Below are 15507 nucleotides of genomic sequence, written 5' to 3'. Positions count from 1 at the left end.
ATGTCCGCTTACAAGATCACCGAACACAAGTACGACATGGTCGTGGTGGGCGCCGGCGGCGCCGGCCTGCGCGCGACGTTCGGCCTGGCGGCCAAGGGCCTGCAGACCGTCTGCCTGACCAAGGTCTTCCCGACCCGCTCGCATACTGTGGCGGCGCAGGGCGGCATCTCGGCCGCGCTGGGCAACATGGGCGAGGACGACTGGCGCTACCACTTCTACGACACCATCAAGGGCTCGGACTGGCTGGGCGACCAGGATGCCATCGAGTACATGTGCCGCGAGGCCATTCCGGCCATCATCGAGCTGGAGCACTACGGCGTGCCGTTCTCCCGCACCGAGGACGGCAAGATCTACCAGCGTCCGTTCGGCGGCATGACCACCAAGTTCGGTGAAGGCCCGCCGGCGCAGCGCACCTGCGCCGCCGCGGATCGCACCGGCCACGCCATGCTGCACACGCTGTACCAGCAGTCGCTGGCGCACGACGCGCGCTTCATGGTCGAGTACTTCGCGCTGGACCTGATCTTCGACGAAGAAGGCGCCTGTCGTGGTGTGCTCGCCCTGGACATGGCCACTGGCACGCTGCACCTGTTCCGCGCCCATGGCGTGGTGCTGGCCACCGGCGGCTACGGCCGTGCGTATTTCTCGGCGACGTCCGCGCATACCTGCACCGGCGACGGTGGCGGCATGGTGATGCGCGCCGGCCTGCCGATGCAGGACATGGAATTCGTGCAGTTCCATCCGACCGGCATCTACGGCGCGGGCTGCCTGATCACCGAAGGCGTGCGCGGCGAAGGCGGCATCCTGCGCAACAGCAATGGCGAGCGCTTCATGGAGCGCTATGCACCGCACTACAAGGACCTGGCCTCGCGCGACGTGGTCAGCCGTTCGATGACCATCGAGATCCGCGAAGGCCGCGGCGTGGGCGAGCACAAGGACCACATCCTGCTCGACCTGACCCACTTGGGCCCGGAAGTCATCAACGAGAAGCTGCCCGGCATCGCCGAAAGCGCCCACATCTTCGCCGGCGTGGACGTGACCAAGCAGCCGATCCCGGTCATCCCGACCGTGCATTACAACATGGGCGGCATCCCGACCAACTACCACGGCGAAGTGGTGCGCAAGGTCGGCGACAACCCGGATACCGTCGTGCCCGGTCTGTACGCCATCGGCGAAGCCGCCTGCGTGTCGGTGCATGGCGCCAACCGCCTGGGCTCCAACTCGCTGCTCGACCTGGTCGTGTTCGGTCGCGCGGTCGCCAACCGCTGCGCCGAGACCATCAAGAGCGGTTCTGCGCACAAGCCGCTGGCCGGCGATGCCTGCGACAAGGCGCTGTCGCACCTGGACAAGCTGCGCAACGCGAATGGCGACACGCCCACCTCCGTGATCCGCGACAACATGCAGCGCACGATGCAGGCCGACGCCGCCGTGTTCCGCACCAGCAAGACGCTGAAGGAAGGCTGCGACAAGATGGCGGACATCTTCTCCAGCTTCCAGGACGTCAAGGTCAGCGACCGTTCGCTGATCTGGAACTCGGACCTGATCGAGACCTACGAACTGCACAACCTGCTGCTCAGCGCGGTGGCCACGATCAATTCGGCCGAACAGCGCCATGAGAGCCGCGGCGCGCACGCGCACGAGGATTTCCCGGAGCGCGACGACGTCAACTGGCAGAAGCACACGCTGGTCAACGTCGCCGACGACGGCAAGTGCAGCTTCGATTCCCGCCCCGTGCACATGTACACGCTCAGCAAAGACGTGGATGTGGTGCCGCCCAAGCCGCGCGTCTACTGAGCCCGGGAGACCTGACACATGGCCGAATTTTCGCTCCCGAAGAACTCGCGCGTCACCAAGGGCAAGCACTTCCCCGCGAAGGGCGCCAAGAACGTGCGCACCTTCAAGGTGTACCGCTGGAACCCGGACGACGGCGCCAATCCGCGCACCGACACCTACGAGATCGATCTCGACAAGTGCGGCCCGATGGTCCTGGACGCGCTGATCAAGATCAAGAACGAGATCGATCCCACGCTGACGTTCCGTCGCTCGTGCCGCGAAGGCATCTGCGGTTCGTGCGCGATGAACATCGATGGTACCAACACGCTGGCCTGCACCAAGGCCATCGGCGATTGCGGCAAGGCGGAAGTGCCGATCTATCCGCTGCCGCACATGGACGTGGTGAAGGATCTGGTTCCCGACCTGACCCATTTCTACGCGCAGTACGCCTCGATCAAGCCCTGGATCCGCACGCAGACGCCGGCCCCGCCGGATCGCGAGCGCCTGCAGTCCCCGGAAGACCGCAAGAAGCTGGACGGCCTGTACGAGTGCATCCTGTGCGCCTGCTGCTCGACGAGCTGCCCGAGCTACTGGTGGAACGGCGAGCGTTACCTCGGCCCGGCGATCCTGCTGCAGGCCTACCGCTGGATCATCGATTCGCGCGACGAGGACACCGGTGCGCGCCTGGACGATCTGGAAGATCCGTTCAAGCTGTACCGCTGCCACACCATCATGAACTGCGCCCGGACCTGCCCGAAGGGCCTGAACCCGGCGCTGGCGATCGCCGAGATCAAGAAGCTGATGATGGCGCGTCGCGCCTGACCGCATGAGCGATGGACCCGCCACGGCAATCCTCTGGCCCGCCGTGGCAATGGCCGGCCTGACCTTCCTCGTGTGGGTCAGGCTGTACCAGCTTCGCCTGGGGGAAATGGCCCGCAAGCGCATCCACGCGCAGGCCCTGGCGAATGCCGCGGATTCGGTGCGCCTGTTGAGTGACACCCGCGCGTCGGACAACTTCCGCAATCTCTTCGAGCTGCCGGTGCTGTTCTATGCCGGCGTGATGCTGGCGGCGCAGCTCGGCGTCTCGGATGCGGTGTCGCTCGGGCTGGCATGGGCGTTCGTCGCGTTGCGAACCGCGCATAGCCTGGTGCACTGCACCTGGAACCATGTCATGACCCGCTTCGTGGCCTATGCGCTGGCAACGCTGGTGTTGATCGCGTTCTGGGTGCGCCTCGCGCTGGCGCTGGCCGCGGCATGAGCGACGATCGCGAACTCAAGCGCATCCGCTGGCGCTGCCGGCGTGGCATGCGCGAACTGGACCAGTTGTTCGGACGTTATCTCGACCGCTGCTGGGCGGTCGAATCCGAACCGCAGCGCGTTGTTTTCCTACGGCTGCTCGATTGCGAGGACGATAAGCTCTGGCGCTGGTTCATGGGCTACGAGCACTGTCCCGATGCGGAACTCGCCGCGCTGGTCGAACGGATCCGTCAACTGCCGGCTTGAGTGGCGGCCGTCGCGCCTGCTGCAGGCGGTGCTGATCCTGCTGGGTGCGCTGGGTGCCGTCTCGATCCTGACGAGCGAAATGCCGCGACCGATCGCCTGGCCTGCCGGTGCTTTTGCGCTCGGGTATGGCCTCTGGCTGTCGCGCAAGGAAGGGCGGAAGCCCGCCTTGGTCTTCTGGTTTCCCGGCAACGAGCGGGCCCCCAGCGTCGACGGCGTGCCGATGTGCGCGGTTTGCCTGCGGTGGCGGGGTCCGCTGGCGTTTCTCCGTTGGCGCGAGCGTGCCGGCGGGCGTTGGCGTCATGCTGCCTGGTGGCCGGATACGCTGCCGGCTGCACGGCGGCGTGAACTCCGGCTTGCTGCGGGCAGCGGGGATGCTGGGCGGCACCGGAGGGATCGGGCACCATAGGGGCATGTTCAAACCCATTCCCGTCGCCATCGGCCTGCGCTATCTCCGCGCCAAGCGCCGCAACGGTTTCATCTCCTTCATCTCGCTGGCCTCGGTCGTGGGCATTGCGCTCGGCGTGATGATCCTGATCACCACGCTGTCGGTGATGAGCGGTTTCCAGCGCGAAATCCGCGACCGCTTGCTCCAGGCCACGGCGCACGCGACGGTAATGGGCGCGGGCGAGGCCATGCACGACTGGCCGCATGCCACGAAGATCGCGATGGGCGATCCGCGCGTGTCGGGCGCGGCTCCTTTCATCAACGTGCAGGCGATGCTGACCGGCAATGCCGATCCTCAGGGTGCGCTGGTCACCGGCATCCTGCCTGGCGAGGAACCGAAGGTTTCCGTGATCGGCGACAAGATGAAGTCGGGCACGCTGGACTCGCTGAAGCCGGGTGAATTCCACATCCTGCTGGGTCAGGAGCTGGCGGCCTGGCTCCGCGTCGGCGTAGGCGACAGCGTCGTCGTTACCGCGGGCGACTTCCAAGGCACGCCGATGGGCGCGATGCCCAAGATCAAGCGCTTCACCGTCAGCGGCATTTTCTCGGTCGGTCACAACGACGTCGACCGCAACCTCGCGCTCGTGCACATGGGCGACCTGCAGCGTGTGTTGCGGATGGGCGAGGGCGTCACCGGCGTGCGTCTCAAACTGCACGACATGTACCAGTCCTGGGAGGTGGCACGCGACCTCGCGCTGCGTCTGCAGGGACCTTACCGGATCAGCGACTGGACCAGCGAGAACGCCAACCTCTACCACTCGCTGAAAATGGAGAAGACGGTGATGGGCATCCTGTTGTCCTTCATCATCCTGATGGGCGCGTTCTCGCTGGTGAACTCCCAGGTCATGCTGGTGACCGACAAGCAGGCCGATATCGCCATCCTGCGCACGCTGGGCCTGACGCCGCGCGGCGTGATGCAGGTGTTCATGGTGCAGGGCCTGCTGATCGGCGTGATGGGCACGGTCCTTGGCGTGGTCGGCGGCATCCTGCTGACCATCAACCTGGAGTACATCCTCGCCGCCATCGAAGCCGTGTTCAAGGTGACGTTGCTGCCGCCGGACGTGTACTACATCACCGGCTTGCCCTACGAACTCAGCGGCAGCGAAGTCGTGCTGATCGCCGCCGTGGCCTTGACGATGAGCTTCCTCGCCACGCTCTACCCGGCATGGCGGGCCGCCCGCACCCAGCCCGCGGAGGCGCTGCGCTATGAATGACGCCATCCGTTCCGCTGTCGTCCACGCCGAAGCGCTGGGCAAGACCTATGCCGAAGGCAAGCTGCGCACGCCGGTGTTCGACGGGCTGGAGTTGAACGTGCAGCCCGGCGAGACCGTCGCGATCGTGGGCGCGTCCGGCGCGGGCAAGAGCACGCTGTTGCACCTGCTCGGCGGTCTGGACACGCCGACCTCGGGCGAGGTGTACGTCGCCGGACAGAAGATGTCGTCGCTGTCCGACGCGGCGCGTGGCCAGCTGCGCAACTGCTCGCTCGGGTTCGTCTACCAGTTCCACCACCTTCTGCCCGAGTTCACCGCGCTCGAAAACGTCATGATGCCGGTGATGCTGGGTGGCGCGAACGCGGAAACGGCGTCAGGCAAGGCGAGGGCTTTGCTGGAGTCGGTCGGCCTGGGGCATCGCCTGGCGCACAAACCCGGTGAATTGTCGGGCGGCGAGCGGCAGCGTGCCGCGGTGGCGCGCGCCCTGGTCAACCAACCGGCCTGCGTGCTGGGCGATGAGCCCACGGGCAATCTGGACGAGAAGACCGCGGCGACCGTGTTCGACCTGATGCTCGACCTCAACCGGGCGCAGAAGACCAGTCTAGTACTGGTGACCCATGATCGCCGCCTGGCGCGCCGGCTGGACCGGGTGCTGGAACTTCACGAAGGCAGGCTGCGCGAGCTGCCCCGCGACGCCGTCTGATCGGGGGCGGCGCGACCGCGCGCCGCGCTCCTGTATCAAGCGGCAGGCGCGCGCTTCCGATACGTCGCGATCCGGATCGCCAGCCACGCCATCGGCAGGTAGGCGAACAACAGGTCGCAGACCTTGAACCAGATGGGTGCGGGAATCATCACGCTGGCGGCGATGCCTCCACACAGGAACAGAAGGCCGATCACCCAGGCGACCAGTGCCTTGCGGCTGCCGGCGATCCGATGCGCGGCAAGCGCACCGACCAGCGTCCCCAGTGCGTGCGCAACAAACGGGGCGATGAAATGCCGCGGCTGCAACAGCGGCATCGCCTGCCGCAGGCCCTCCGCCGTCGTCATGTCCACGCCCGGCGGGGGCGGGAAGAGCGCGGGTCCGAGCATGACGACGGTCATGTTGGCGAGGCTGCCCAGTACGAGGCCGGCGACGACGGCAGCGATGTTGCGAAGCATCTTCGACATGGCAGGCTCCAAGAACGTGCGGGGATCTTACCCCCGTACTCGGCTCGAGAGGATCCTGGCCGTTAGGCGCCGCGGGGGGAGGCTGCTGCGAAGGCGCTGAGCTACCTGCGCTTGGCTGACACGATCTTGCCGGCGACGTACAGCAACGCCCCACCCACGCTCAAGCCCGCGACAAGAAAACGTCTCATTTCGTCACTGGGCGCGGGATCTTTGGCAAGTCCCACCAGGAAGAGGAGGGCTGCGATGGTAACCAGCGCGATACCCGTCTTGCAGTACGTATCGGGGGAACAATGCACGCGAGTTTTCATGCTGCTGACTGCAAGTTCCCCATATGGCTCACGCGGGGCCTGATCCCAGAATCAAGCCGACCCCCGAAACGGGTTCGGTTTGAATGGATTGCTAGCGCGTGCCTGCCCAGATGACTACGCTACCAACGATAAGGGCCAGCGAAAGCGCGAACGAAAGAACTGTCAGGCCACCGTTTGGTTTGGAAAGTCCTGGACCGGTGACGACAGTAGAGGACGCCGCGAAAAATGTCGCTCCAAGCAAGAGCCATCCGGCGCCGCCTATCCAACCAGCGGCGCCAGGGAACTTGCCTACACTCATGCACGCGAAGGCTGTCAGGCCCAAAGACACCAGTAGGCGCCTGATATTGTTTGAACTGGCCGCACTCGTCTCAATGTGAACTCTCCCTAGCGCTAACACCAGAATTAAGCCGACCCGCGAAGCGGGTTCGGCTTGAATGAATTGTTAGCGCTCATGCCTGGAAGCGTGGCGCAACAATCGGATGGTATGACAGAGCGACGCCACACAACCGGGCCAAAGCCCCAGAAGCGAAGAGCGTTGTACTAAAGCCACCCACATGGCTTGCGAGCGGCGATTGCGCTAGAAGCCACGCGGCTAAGAGGACAAAAGCAGATGCAGCTGTGGCGAGCAGTCGGCCCCATCGTTTGAGTCGCATGAGGCCCACTGAAGCCGCGGCTCCAATCACAAAGCCGGCAAGCAACAAAGCGGCGCCGAAGAGCCACATTGGGGGTGGCTGATCCAGCGGGATATTCACAGCCATGGGGCGCTCAAATGGCAAGAGCAAAGCCGCCAAGAGCAGGGCTAGCGAAAGAACGGTCAGTGCGCGAATGAGAGAGACCATGAGCGCTAACACCAGAATTAAGCCGACCCGCGAAGCGGGTTCGGCTTGAATGAATCGTTAGGTGGGGAGCCGGTGAGGTCTTGCAACTGAGCTGGCTTAAGCGGCATGCCCTCGGGTTGCTCCTCCACAGCTTTAATCCAGAGCTGTCCGTCTGAGCGAGCCTCAACCTCAACCGGGCGTGAGGCCGAACAAAGAACGAGCATCGCTGTAGAAACCAAGAAGCGGTGGTTGACGGCGCCAAAATCGAGTGAAGACAGCGAAGTGACCGGGACAGCCGCACTATCGCTCGGCTCTAGTACAAGATCACGACCCTCCATAGGGACAGATACGTCCACCCCGGAGGAATTGAACAAGGTGACGGCACAAGCCGGATCGCCCGTGGTGGTGAGCAGGAATGCAACTAAGCCTAGAGCTACCGCCACTTTTGGCCTCCCCACCTAACACCAGAATTAAGCCGACCCGCGAAGCGGGTTCGGCTTGAATGAATTGTTAGGTGTGCCGGCCTTGATGCTAACGACGGCTGTCACGTCGGTAGTTTGGGTCGTACTCACCGTCATTTGGACGAAGCTTGAAAGCATACGGATCATCCTTGTAGATAGCAGTTGCGGCACCCGCAAGATTTGCTAAGCAGAGGACCATGCAGGAGACGCGGACAAGCTTATCGGTCGTACGGTGGGCGGCAAAGGCGAGGCCGATCGCGAGGACTATGAAGACAATGGCCATCACTTACTCCCCAAGGCACACCTAACACCAGAATTAAGCCGACCCGCGAAGCGGGTTCGGCTTGAACGAATTGTTAGGCCGCAACCGACAAAACGCGACCTGTCCCTTTGTTGCCATTTTCCCAGACTGTGAAATTAGAACCCACAGGAAAGTGCTTAAGTGCATCTGGAACTAGTAGCTGCACCGTGGCATGAAAGGTATCGCCGGGTCCAGGACTGTCCGCAAAAGTAAGGCGGGCAGACCAGTGCTCGTTGCCGATGCCAAGAATGGTGCGCCACTCACCAGATGCCAACGGAGTTGATCGACTACCGGTCTCAATCCGTAGAAGATGGATCTCGGTAACAAGGTGATCTTTCATTGCGGCCTAACACCAGAATTAAGCCGACCCGCGAAGCGGGTTCGGCTTGAATGAATTGTTAGGCATCAGCCGACTCCCACGAGCGGCCGGCCCGGATGACCTTGCAGTGATAGCACCCGCTGCTCCTATCGTCCCTGTTGTACCAGGCATGCGTACCGCCAGCAGCCTCGCAATCTGTCCCTTTGTCCGCGATGCCGAGCTTAATAAGAAACCATGGCAGGCGCCGCCGCGCGGCGGTCCTCCAGCGATACGGCGATGGTTTTGAGGCAATGTCCATCTGATGCCTAACACCAGAATTAAGCCGACCCGCGAAGCGGGTTCGGCTTGAATGATTTGTTAGGCCCCGATCCGTTTGCGGGATTTGCGAGCCTTGTTGTGTGAGCGAATTGCTTCAGCGCAATCAGCCTCTGTCGGAAGAGTGCGATCAGTTTCGATTGTATGCCAGCCCCCACAGTCTGGATCAGGGCAGCCGCAAGTAATAAAGCGAACCGGGTGCTTGGATAGCCCATCCCGCTTTTGGATGGCATTGGTGCGCTCCTGGCTCTTGATCACGTCAATGATCGCGCCACGTTTCAAGAATTTTCCGACCATCTTAGATGTCTCTTTCGGGGCCTAACACCAGAATTAAGCCGACCCGCGAAGCGGGTTCGGCTTGAATGAATTGTTAGGCCGCGCGCCCGTGACGCCAGAGCCGCAGCCTGCGAGTGACGATCTTTGCAGCCAGCCAGCCGAGAACAGCGGAAGATACTGCTAGCGGCCATGCCTGATCTAAAGAAAAGAAGGGGTGTTGAGCGTAGGGCCCAGAGCCAATGATTGCTACACACAAGAGCCATACGACGCCGGCGGATGTGCCAAGAGCGAGTAGCGACCAAGCAGATGTCATCAGCCAGTAGCCGATTGGATTTTTCCTGCGCTTCAAGACGATGCCCCAACCCACCCATACGCGACGGGTCTCAAGCGAGCGAGCAACCAGGTCAATCAAGAAGATCGCCATGCAAAGGAGTGTGAGGAAGCGAAACATTGCTCTAAGCGGCCTAACACCGGAATTAAGCCGACCCGCGAAGCGGGTTCGGCTTGAATGAATTGTTAGGCCTGCACTCCGGGCTGGCTCGGCTGCTGGCGCCAAAGCTGGCCCTCGATGATGACCTTGCAGTGATAGCAGACGGAATGTAACTCATCTTTGTTGTACCAGCGATGCCATCCGCCACTCGTCGTGCAGTCAGTGGCCTTGGGAAAAAAGTCGGAGATCGGGCCGGGCATGTGCACGCGGAGCCAAGTCCACAGTCGATGCGGATGACGTGTATCCCAGAAATTATCGGGCATATGCAGATCGACTGAGTTGTGAGGCATTGCGATCCCAAGATGCTGTTGTGCAGGCCTAACACCAGAATTAAGCCGACCCGCGAAGCGGGTTCGGCTTGAATGAATTGTTAGCCACCACCCGGGATGGCCAATCTATGAGTCTCCGCATGCTCCCATGCCTTGACGGTGACAGAGCCAGCAGCCTCATCCCATACAGCGGACTCCAATGCACGTGGAGTGGGAAAACTCTTGAGAAGCACCACAGGCCGTGCCCAGGCAGGGCGATAGGCCACGACGGAGCCCGTTGAACTCTCTTGCCAGAGTGCGATTGAACCCGATGGAGCAACGGACATACTTTGGCACTGACCGAAGTCCCTAGACTTGTAGAAGCAGTGGTTGAAGTGGCCGACACTCTCAAATCCAAAGTCGCCAGAGACTTGCAGCGTCGCCTCACAGAATCCACCAGCGTATCGATCGCGTTGCTCGACGCCAGCAGCGCCATCTGCGCAAGTCACGCAGCCGGACAAGAGAGCAACTGATGCCAACGTTGCAAGAGTCTTCATGTGGTGGATAACACCAGAATTAAGCCGACCCGCGAAGCGGGTTCGGCTTGAATGAATTGTTAGCCCTCATGCTGCAGGGCTGACCAGACTGCCTCAATGATTACCATGGACGCATCATCCGGATGGCACCCCTTGCCGCAAGCCGACTCGATCAGTTTGTCGTTACCCCGCCATAGGCCGTAATGGTTACGGATGCCCATGCCCCAGCCGTGATGGAACATGATCAGGTCATCCTTCTTAGTCATGCGCAGAGTGGCCTTATCCTCGTCAGACAGTGAGCCCAAGATGTCTGCGGCGATCGCCTGGACAGTCGTGGGCCAATTCTCAGGGCCCAACTCTGGCTCGTCTTGCGCCAAAAGTGGGCTGGCGAAAGAAAGAGTGAAGAGCAGCAGTAGCTTCTTCATGAGGGCTAACACCGGAATTAAGCCGACCCGCGAAGCGGGTTCGGCTTGAATGACTTGTTAGGCCCCGGCCCACCAACCTTGACCTGTCCCTCCAGCACAAGCCCGCGAAGTGTTGCGGTTTGGTGCGGGCGGGAGAACAGAATGCGAGCGTCTCGATACTCTCCGTCATCGAGGAGCTTGGCGGTGCCTACCGCGACAGCATCCTTCTGCCCAGGGCTACGGTAGATGAGCTCACGATGCGTGTACTGAACCGAAAAGATTGCACCGCCGCCGGAAGGGACGTGCTCAAGCAGAAGAAGCGGAATCTCTTGGCCAGTGCGGAGCTCAGCAACGATGTCTGAGGTGAGCGGCGGTAGTTGATGAAAGTACTCGCTGTCTGAAGTTGCCATAAGTCTACCCCGGGGCCTAACACCGGAATTAAGCCGACCCGCGAAGCGGGTTCGGCTTGAATGAATTGTTAGGCCGCAGTGTTGCGCAGCCGACGACGAAGAGCTAGTCCCGCAACCAGGATCGCCAACCCGACAATAGCGAGAGCGTACGGCAGGTAACCCAAACTTTGCGATACCTTCGGAACGGCACGCCAATATTGAGAGTGAGCCTGGCCATCGGAGGGGAGCATGAAATCAACGGGAAGCAAACCTAGGATCCAAGCCAGCGCGTAGGCAAGAACGGCTATGCCGAAGGTTATAGATGAGTTTGCCAAGATGCTCTTCATGCGGCCTAACACCGGAATTAAGCCGACCCGCGAAGCGGGTTCGGCTTGAATGAATTGTTAGGTGCCAAGCCCGTTGCTTGCAAGCAAGCGCGCCAGCACGTTGAAACCGAAATCGGCTAGCTCAGCCTCGGGTAGCCCAGCTAGGTCTTCAAGACTTCCCGGTGCGTAATCCTTGAAAGTAAACAGGCTGTGGTAAGCCCATGTGCCTGACTCATGTCCTTTACATGCATCCTCAAGAATTACCCTCAGTCCGCTATCAGAAAGCTCTGCCAAGCTGCAGAGAACAGCCATGCTCTTGGTGGGAATTTTTTGTGAGCTTTCCATGGCAACTAACACCAGAATTAAGCCGACCCGCGAAGCGGGTTCGGCTTGAATGAATTGTTAGGTGGGGAGCCGGTGAGGTCTTGCAACTGAGCTGGCTTAAGCGGCATGCCCTCAGGTTGCTCGTCCACACCTTTAATCCAGAGCTGTCCGTCTGAGCGAGCCTCAACCTCAACCGGGCGTGAGGCCGGACAAAGAACGAGCATAGCTGGAGAAACCAAGAAGCGGTGGTTGACGGCGCCAAAATCGAGTGAAGACAGCGAAGTGACCGGGACAGGCGCACTATCGCGCGGCTCTAGTACAAGATCACGACCCTCCATAGGGACAGATACGTCCACCCCGGAGAAATTGAACAAGGTGACGGCACAAGCCGGATCGCCCGTGGTGGTGAGCAGGAATGCAACTAAGCCTAGAGTTACCGCCATCTTGTCCTCCCCACCTAACGCCTGAGTTAAGCCGTGCCGCGAAGCGGCATCGGCTTGAACGAATTGTTAGGGCCCTAAGCCGAGAAGCCTGGCCCGATTTGGCGAGCCTGCCGCGAACCCCCTCAGCTCGGCAATGAAAGTATCAATGGAAGCTGGATCACAACGCATGAAAAGACGGGCTGTCTCACGCTGCTCGGAGCGACCGACCGGGTAGGTCGACTCGAAGGTGGCCCAAAGACCTACATGCCCGAGGCGGTCAGTGCAGAAGAGTTCAAGGTGGCAGTGGCCGGTGCCGGGACTGCCAAAGGCGTAGCTGGCCGTCGAGTCTGCTGACGCAGGAAAACCCGTCAGTGCTTCAGCTAGCTGCAAGTGGTCGCCGACGTTGCCCCACGCTGAAGTGCTGGCGACAAAGTTTCCGTTAGAGAGTCGCACGGTGTACCGGACAAGCTCATCCCCGTCATGCTCTAGAGAGCCCCCAACTTCTAGTGATGCTTCCATAGGGCCCTAACCCCGGAATTAAGCCGACCCGCGAAGCGGGTTCGGCTTGAATGAATTGTTAGGTGCCGGCTACTGAACCTGGACCAGCACGCTCCGCAAGTTTGGCGTACGACCGGAACAGAAGAATCGTACCAGTCAAGCCGAGCGTGGCACCCGAAGAAACCAGCAAAGTAGAACCGCCAACTAACGCCCAGTACGTCGTCTCTCCGAGCTGCAGCACATAGAGAGGAATGGAAGCAGCGCAGTAAAGCACTCCAAGTGCGCTGCCAGCAGCCAGCCAGCGAAATGACGGATGCCCGTGTCGTCGGAGTGCACGAGCCTGAAGCCAAAGCATTGAGGACTGAACGATAAGGACGAACGCGGAGGTGAGCGCGCCTAGCAGTGCAGAAATTTCCATTTGCCGTGCCCTCCCCAAGGCACCTAACACCGGAATTAAGCCGACCCGCGAAGCGGGTTCGGCTTGAATGAATTGTTAGCCCCAACCTCATGTGGCCAAGTTGGCTCGCGCTGGATTGGAAAGACGATCTCTAGCAAAGGAACATCAACCTGTGACTTGGAATCGATATCCAGAATCAGGGGCCATGATCGCTCCGAATCAGTGTAAGCGGATACGGACACTCTCTTAAGAACACCTTTGCAGCTGTCGCCTCGCAAAGCGGAATGGCCCGAGTATGTGTTAAAGCTGATAGGAATGGAGTAGCGGCCTGCTGAATCCGTGAGCGACATGGCGGGACCACTTGGCATGGAGTTCTCCGACCAAGCAACGCCCACTAGTGCAGATTTGACAGGATTGCCTTGCTTGTCTGCGACAGATCCAGAAAAGACAAGGAATCTATCGCCACACTTTGCAGCCAAGGGCGCGATAGGCGCCCAGACAAGCATCAGAAGGACGATAACTTTCATTGGGGCTAACACCTGAATTAAGCCGACCCGCGAAGCGGGTTCGGCTTGAATGATCTGTTAGGCCGCGTCACCGGAACACGGCCAAGTAGACTATTGCGAGAACAACGAGAGCAGCTGCCCCAAGCCAGCGCGGGTGGAACGATAAGGTCGTGCTGGTTGATGCAGGGACGATACCGGACTCAAGGTCGGAAATGATGCCGGCGATGATCTGATCTTGGGACGCGCGGTATTCCGGGTCTTTGATCCGGATGTCTGCATCGTGCAGATAGTGCATTACCTGGGGTGGGAGTGGTACATCTAGCGCGCTAGAGAACTTACGTGCTGAAGCGTCCCAGCCAGCGAGATCAGCCGCGTCAATCGGAGAAGTGCGCTGGAGCTCGCGCAGCTGCTTGGCGATATCTTGGAGTTGCTGAGAATCTGTCATTAGCGGCCTAACACCGGAATTAAGCCGACCCGCGAAGCGGGTTCGGCTTGAATGAATTGTTAGGCCCCAAGACGGATCGCTGAATCAGGATCGGGGATGCTCAAGACATTGGCCAATGCTAACGCATTGGGACGAATCCAATCCGGAGAATCCTTGTCAAAGGGCGCGGGGAACCCGCTGAGGTTGTAGAGGGTCTTGGCACAAACCTCCTCAAAGCAGTACTGGATATTGCTCAGGCGGTCGCCGGCCCGCTCCGCGGCCAAAGTCTTGGAACGAATCCTTTGAAACAACTCGTGTCCCTCAGACCACTGACTTGGCTCGGCAGCCATCGTATCGAGAGCCAGTAAGGTCTCGCGGTCATTGCAAAGAGGGAGGAACAGCCAAACGAGCCGTTGGATTTCTGCTGCAGTTTGCGTTGCTGTCGCCATTGGGGCCTAACACCAGAATTAAGCCGACCCGCGAAGCGGGTTCGGCTTGAATGAATTGTTAGGCCGCGCGCCGGTGACGCCAGAGCCGCAGCCTGCGAGTGACGATCTTTGCAGCCAGCCAGCCGAGAACAGCGGAAGATACTGCTAGCGGCCATGCCTGATCTAAAGAAAAGAAGGGGTGTTGAGCGTAAGGCCCAGAGCCAATGAGTGCTACACACAAGAGCCATACGACGCCGGCGGATGTGCCAAGAGCGAGTAGCGACCAAGCAGATGTCATCAGCCAGTAGCCGACTGGATTTTTCCTGCGCTTCAAGACGATGCCCCAACCCACCCATACGCGACGGGTCTCAAGCGAGCGAGCAACCAGGTCGATCAAGAAGATCGCCATGCAAAGGAGTGTGAGGAAGCGAAACATTGCTTTAAGCGGCCTAACACCTGAATTAAGCCGACCCGCGAAGCGGGTTCGGCTTGAATGAACTGTTAGCCATCATGCTTGGCGGTTGCTTGAGAAAGTGCATGCACATGCGCACGAATCCAAAAGAGAAAAGTCCTGAGAACACTGCATACACGATAAGAGTAGCCAGAAGTGCAACCGGGCCGAATGTCATCTCTAAGCTGCCGCCCATGTATTGCTCGAATACCCACCAGATTGGGAGTACAAACGTACTGGCGAGAACGCTAAAGCGTCCAGGTAATCGTGTCTTAGCGGCGACGAATGAGGCTGCTGCCACTACACAGACAAAGGCCAGCACACTGACCCCGAAGCCAACCATGCTGATGGTGCTAAGAAGGTCGAGCTCCTCCGCTGTGAGTGGCCTTACATCGACTAGCTGTGGAGGACTGTCTGACATGATGGCTAACACCGGAATTAAGCCGACCCGCGAAGCGGGTTCGGCTTGAATGAATTGTTAGGCCGCTGGCCCGGAAATGCCAAGCCCAGCGACCACCAATGCAACGGCCTGTTCAACACTGCTCGCGGTGAGCTGACCAGACGACCCTGAGCTTTCCAGCAAGAACGGACAGTTACCGGTACTAGACTCAATTTGCACCTCAATGTCAGTAGTCGGATGGCGGAAGAGCCACAAGCCATCGTCGTCAGCCCCAGGATGTAAGACGGCCAGTTGCGCTGCCGACATGTCCGGATGTGCAAGATGCAGCTGAGCAATGATTAAGTCGATATCCCGCACATTTATCCCCTGCG

Annotated in this window: 15 protein-coding genes; 6 read left to right on the top strand and 9 right to left on the bottom strand. The window is 60.4% G+C overall.

From position 1 onward, the window contains the following. The 6 genes from sdhA (at position 1) to lolD (ending at position 5631) form a co-directional block, all read left to right on the top strand. On the top strand, positions 1 to 1791 hold the full coding sequence (gene sdhA / locus ACSQ19_RS00075) for a succinate dehydrogenase flavoprotein subunit (RefSeq protein ID WP_435999111.1): 1791 nt from the start codon (positions 1 to 3) through the stop codon (positions 1789 to 1791). A gap of 18 nt (positions 1792 to 1809) precedes the next feature. Continuing rightward, the gene (locus ACSQ19_RS00070; protein ID WP_055944159.1) at positions 1810 to 2592 is read left to right on the top strand and encodes a succinate dehydrogenase iron-sulfur subunit; all 783 of its coding nucleotides are present in this window, start codon (positions 1810 to 1812) and stop codon (positions 2590 to 2592) included. A gap of 4 nt (positions 2593 to 2596) precedes the next feature. Further along, positions 2597 to 3028, top strand: a complete 432-nt coding sequence (locus ACSQ19_RS00065) for an MAPEG family protein (RefSeq protein WP_435999109.1) — start codon at positions 2597 to 2599, stop codon at positions 3026 to 3028. Next, positions 3025 to 3273, top strand: a complete 249-nt coding sequence (locus ACSQ19_RS00060; protein ID WP_435999107.1) for a succinate dehydrogenase assembly factor 2 — start codon at positions 3025 to 3027, stop codon at positions 3271 to 3273. The genes ACSQ19_RS00065 and ACSQ19_RS00060 overlap by 4 nt, the downstream gene beginning before the upstream one ends. Positions 3274 to 3683: 410 nt before the next feature. After that, positions 3684 to 4931: a lipoprotein-releasing ABC transporter permease subunit gene (locus ACSQ19_RS00055; protein ID WP_435999105.1), complete on the top strand. Its 1248-nt coding sequence runs from the start codon at positions 3684 to 3686 to the stop codon at positions 4929 to 4931. Then, positions 4924 to 5631 carry a lipoprotein-releasing ABC transporter ATP-binding protein LolD gene (lolD, locus tag ACSQ19_RS00050; protein WP_435999103.1) on the top strand — a complete coding sequence of 236 codons (708 nt, stop codon included), beginning with the start codon at positions 4924 to 4926 and terminating at the stop codon, positions 5629 to 5631. Before ACSQ19_RS00055 ends, lolD begins: the two co-directional genes overlap by 8 nt. Positions 5632 to 5666: 35 nt before the next feature. On the opposite strand, the gene ACSQ19_RS00045 is transcribed toward lolD, so the two are convergent. The 9 genes from ACSQ19_RS00045 to ACSQ19_RS00005 form a co-directional block, all read right to left on the bottom strand. Next, positions 5667 to 6095 (bottom strand): hypothetical protein, encoded by a 429-nt coding sequence (locus ACSQ19_RS00045; RefSeq protein WP_435999101.1) that lies wholly within the window; start codon positions 6093 to 6095, stop codon positions 5667 to 5669. Between the two features lie 1657 nt (positions 6096 to 7752). Then, complete coding sequence (locus tag ACSQ19_RS00040) at positions 7753 to 7965, bottom strand: hypothetical protein (RefSeq protein ID WP_435999099.1); 213 nt, start codon at positions 7963 to 7965, stop codon at positions 7753 to 7755. Between the two features lie 1022 nt (positions 7966 to 8987). Continuing rightward, positions 8988 to 9317, bottom strand: a complete 330-nt coding sequence (locus tag ACSQ19_RS00035; protein ID WP_435999097.1) for a hypothetical protein — start codon at positions 9315 to 9317, stop codon at positions 8988 to 8990. A gap of 930 nt (positions 9318 to 10247) precedes the next feature. Further along, a complete protein-coding gene (locus tag ACSQ19_RS00030; protein ID WP_435999095.1) occupies positions 10248 to 10592 on the bottom strand; it encodes a DUF6794 domain-containing protein in 345 nt (114 codons plus the stop codon). 772 nt (positions 10593 to 11364) lie between these two features. Beyond that, on the bottom strand, positions 11365 to 11631 hold the full coding sequence (locus ACSQ19_RS00025; protein WP_435999093.1) for a hypothetical protein: 267 nt from the start codon (positions 11629 to 11631) through the stop codon (positions 11365 to 11367). 1890 nt (positions 11632 to 13521) lie between these two features. Beyond that, positions 13522 to 13878, bottom strand: a complete 357-nt coding sequence (locus ACSQ19_RS00020) for a hypothetical protein (protein ID WP_435999092.1) — start codon at positions 13876 to 13878, stop codon at positions 13522 to 13524. A gap of 59 nt (positions 13879 to 13937) precedes the next feature. After that, positions 13938 to 14306, bottom strand: a complete 369-nt coding sequence (locus ACSQ19_RS00015; RefSeq protein ID WP_435999091.1) for a hypothetical protein — start codon at positions 14304 to 14306, stop codon at positions 13938 to 13940. 58 nt (positions 14307 to 14364) lie between these two features. After that, positions 14365 to 14694, bottom strand: coding sequence for a hypothetical protein (locus tag ACSQ19_RS00010; RefSeq protein WP_435999090.1), 330 nt, complete (start codon positions 14692 to 14694; stop codon positions 14365 to 14367). 520 nt (positions 14695 to 15214) lie between these two features. Then, positions 15215 to 15507, bottom strand: a 293-nt coding sequence (locus ACSQ19_RS00005) for a hypothetical protein (protein ID WP_436040751.1), incomplete at its 5' end; no start/stop codon positions are given.

The sequence above is a fragment of the Pseudoxanthomonas sp. LjRoot127 genome, assembly GCF_964253495.1.
Classification (GTDB): domain Bacteria; phylum Pseudomonadota; class Gammaproteobacteria; order Xanthomonadales; family Xanthomonadaceae; genus Pseudoxanthomonas_A.
This window is presented reverse-complemented; position numbering and strand designations above follow the sequence as displayed.